Raw genomic sequence first — 3,088 nt, forward strand, 5'->3', positions numbered from 1 at the left:
CGGGCGGCAGGTCGAGGCCGGCCGGATCGGGGGCGTACGTCGTTCCCCTCGGCCACGGCAACGTCCCATCGACCGCGAACCTCCAGGAGCGCTCATGCGTCGATCTCTGACCCTGCTCTGCCTGCTGCCGGCCCTTGTCGTCGCGTGTGGCGACGATGGGACGTCCGGGGCCGCCGTGGCACGGCCGAGCGCCTCCGCGACGACCAGTCCGGCACCGAGCTCACCAATACCGTCACCCTCCCTCGTACCGACGGCGTCACCCACGACGCCACCACCAACGACGGCACCTCCGGCCGCGCCGACGACGGCTCCCCGGCCTGTACGGACGGCGGCTCCCCCGCCGCCCCCGCCTGCCCCGCCACCGCGGAACGCGCAGCCGGCAGGGCCCTCTACGGATGTCGGAGCCTGCGCGGACGGCGAGTGCCTCGTGCGGATCTCGGGTTCCGTCGACATCCCGTTCAACCAGTCCGTCTTCGGCTTCGCATCGATGCATGTCGTGGTCGGGTCGGGCGGCGTGAGCTGCAGCGCGGCCAACGGAGGCAGCCAGGTAGCCTCGAGCGGTTCCGTGGGGAGCGTCCTGATCATGGGATTCGGTGGATTCAGAGACCTGCGGATAGTGCCGAAGTCCATCGACGGCAAGACCGCCGTCCTCCAAATCTCCCCCGCGTGACCGGGAACGCGGGATCCCTGGTCCACTCGCGTTTCCGTCGGTCGCGGCAATGGAACATCCGCCTGACTACCGAATACACGGAGCTGACGGGGAATGGGCGACGGTCCGGCGTATCCGCGACACGAGACGAACCGGACGTTCACGAAGCTCGTCGGGATAAATTCCTGGGAACGGGCACGACTCCATCCGCTCACAAGGGAGAGTCTCCGCCAAAACCGGGACGGTTCAGTTCGCGCGCCCGGCAGGGCTGTGTACTGCTACCTGGATCTGCCGAGACTCGAGCTGGGGTGTGTCGGGTGCTGCGACGAGGGCGACACGCACCTGCTGCCGGGTGGTGACGTCGTGGAACTGGAGCGGCGGTCCGTCCGGTTGCAGGTGAGCGTCACCCCACTGGACAAGAGCCATGATCACTGGCAGCAGTTCCTCGCCGGCTTCCGTCAGACGGTACTCGTCGCGGGCGCGGTGTCCGTCGGTGCGATACGGGGTGCGGGCGATCACGCCGGCGCCCTCGAGGCGGGAGAGCGCCCGGGCGATGGTCGGGGCAGCGACGCCGACGCGGCGTACGAAGTCGTCGAACCGCGTGGTGCCGTAGAAGAGCTCCCGAACGACCAGGAACGATGCCTTGGTCGCGAGGATGTCGAGGGTCCTGGCCGCGGAGCACGCGTCGGCTGCCCACGCATCGCGGTCCTGAAGCGGACCTACGAGCCTCATCGCCATACGCCTCACGCTACCGGCCCTTGCCACCGGATCCGGTCTTCACTACCCTGACTAATGATATCGTTAGTCAGGGGGGTGGCATGGTTGCGATCGACGGATGTACTGCCGTGGTGACGGGCGGACGGCGTGGCCTCGGTGCCGCGCTCGTCGACGAGCTTCTGGCCCGGGGTGCGCGGAAGGTGTACGCGACAGGGCAGGAGCCGTTCGAGGATTCTCGGCCGCGCGTCGAAACCCGCGCCTTGCAGGTGCGGTCGGCCGAGTCGGTGAGACGTCTCGTGGCTGACGCGCCCGATGCCGAAGTCATCATCAACAACGCGGGTGTCCTCTATCCCGCTCCGCTGCTCACGGCCGACATCGAACGCTCGGCAGCGACGTTCGACATCAACGTCCTGGGACCCCTCCGCGTGTGCCAGGCGTTCGCCCCACTGCTGGCCCGAGCCGGAGACGGGGCCATCGTGAACATCAGCTCCGTGCTGGCCTGGCTCGCCGGCAGCGGTGTCTACGGTGCGTCGAAAGCGGCGCTCTGGTCGCTGACCAACTCGCTCCGGACGGAACTGGCCCCGCGGCACATCCAGGTCCTCGGCGTCCACGCAGGATTCATCGACACCGACATGGTCGCGCAGTTCAACCTTCCGAAGACCACTCCACAAGCCGCCGCCACCACCATCCTCGACGGACTCGAGGCCGGGGACGCCGAGGTACTCGTCGACGAGATCAGCATACGCACCAGGGCTTCCCTGTCAGCGGACGTTCACGAACTGGTGTTCGCACCCTGACCGCCACCGGCAGGTACCACTCGACAAAGGACCGGCAGGTACCACTCGACAAAGGAAAGGCCGGCATCCATGCCGCTCTGGAGGATCGACCATACCGAAGGGATCTTCACCGACGAGGACAAGGCGAGGCTGGCCGAGTCCGTCACCGATCACTACGCGCGGTTCGGGCTGCCGAGGTTCTACGTCGTCGTGCTGTTCAGCGAGACCTCGGCCTCCAGCTTCTACGTTGGCGGGGAACCCGGGACGCCGGCTGTCCGGGTCTCCATCGATCACATAGCGCGCACCAGCCCCGACGAAGCGGCTCGCCAGCGAACCGCGGCATGGATCGGGCGCATCCTGGGCCCGTTCATGGCCAGGATCCCGGGAGCGCACTGGGAGTTCCACGCCGACGAGACGAGCCGGGATCTCTGGCTCATCAACGGGCTGGTGCCACCACCGGAGGGTTCGGAGGCCGAACAGGAATGGGCCCGTTCGAACCTGCCGTCGGTGTACTGACCCCAGAACGGAGGCCCGGAGCCCGGGTCGAGGTCGACCCGCCGGCCCGCCGGTTCCGCTGCGGGACCGGCGAGTGCGCACGGGTGACGTTCACCGAGCAGATGGCGGGACCGACCAGTCCGCATGCCCGATTCACTCCGCTGGCGCGTCGGGTGGTGGAGGAGGCTGGGCTGGCGGGCCGTCGTGACGACCGGCAGCAGGCCGGCGCTCGCGCCGAGCGCCGCTGTGGTGGCGGCCAGCGCCCACGGCCACAGACAGCCCGTGCATGGCGGTTCCGACCACGGTCAGGCGGACGGCGGCCTGGCCCCCGTCGGACGCCGGAGCGTCCCCGGCCCCGTCCGCCTGCTCTGCCACCGCGTTCACGCCGCGATTCCCCTTCTGTCCGCCAAACCCACCAGACGACGGCCCTGACCGTCCCGCCCGGAGATGG

The 3,088-nt window shown here is 68.8% G+C and carries 4 protein-coding genes; 3 read left to right on the plus strand and 1 reads right to left on the minus strand.

Annotated elements, in window-relative coordinates; all coding sequences use genetic code 11:
* Positions 1–427 precede the first annotated feature (427 nt).
* The gene (locus tag NBW84_RS09835; RefSeq protein WP_250283832.1) at positions 428–670 is read left to right on the plus strand and encodes a hypothetical protein; all 243 of its coding nucleotides are present in this window, start codon (positions 428–430) and stop codon (positions 668–670) included.
* Positions 671–895: 225 nt separating this feature from the next.
* Here the strand turns inward: NBW84_RS09835 and NBW84_RS09840 are convergent, their stop codons facing one another.
* Complete coding sequence (locus tag NBW84_RS09840; RefSeq protein WP_445548682.1) at positions 896–1,387, minus strand: winged helix-turn-helix transcriptional regulator; 492 nt, start codon at positions 1,385–1,387, stop codon at positions 896–898.
* 80 nt (positions 1,388–1,467) lie between these two features.
* Here NBW84_RS09840 and NBW84_RS09845 point away from each other — a divergent pair, with 80 nt between their 5' ends.
* Both NBW84_RS09845 and NBW84_RS09850 read left to right on the plus strand, forming a co-directional pair.
* Entirely contained in the window at positions 1,468–2,163 is a 696-nt protein-coding gene (locus NBW84_RS09845; protein ID WP_250283836.1) for an SDR family oxidoreductase, read from the plus strand.
* Positions 2,164–2,232: 69 nt separating this feature from the next.
* A complete protein-coding gene (locus NBW84_RS09850) occupies positions 2,233–2,658 on the plus strand; it encodes a tautomerase family protein (protein ID WP_250283838.1) in 426 nt (141 codons plus the stop codon).
* Positions 2,659–3,088 lie beyond the last annotated feature (430 nt).

The organism is Protofrankia sp. CiP1_Cm_nod2 (assembly GCF_920664355.1).
GTDB lineage: Bacteria > Actinomycetota > Actinomycetes > Frankiales > Frankiaceae > Protofrankia.

What these genes read in the sequence shown, in the direction of transcription:
- NBW84_RS09840 (WP_445548682.1), bottom strand. Translation starts at nt 1,387, where the DNA reads ATGGCGATGAGGCTCGTAGGTCCGCTTCAGGACCGCGATGCGTGGGCA.
- NBW84_RS09845 (WP_250283836.1), top strand. Translation starts at nt 1,468, where the DNA reads ATGGTTGCGATCGACGGATGTACTGCCGTGGTGACGGGCGGACGGCGT.
- NBW84_RS09850 (WP_250283838.1), top strand. Translation starts at nt 2,233, where the DNA reads ATGCCGCTCTGGAGGATCGACCATACCGAAGGGATCTTCACCGACGAG.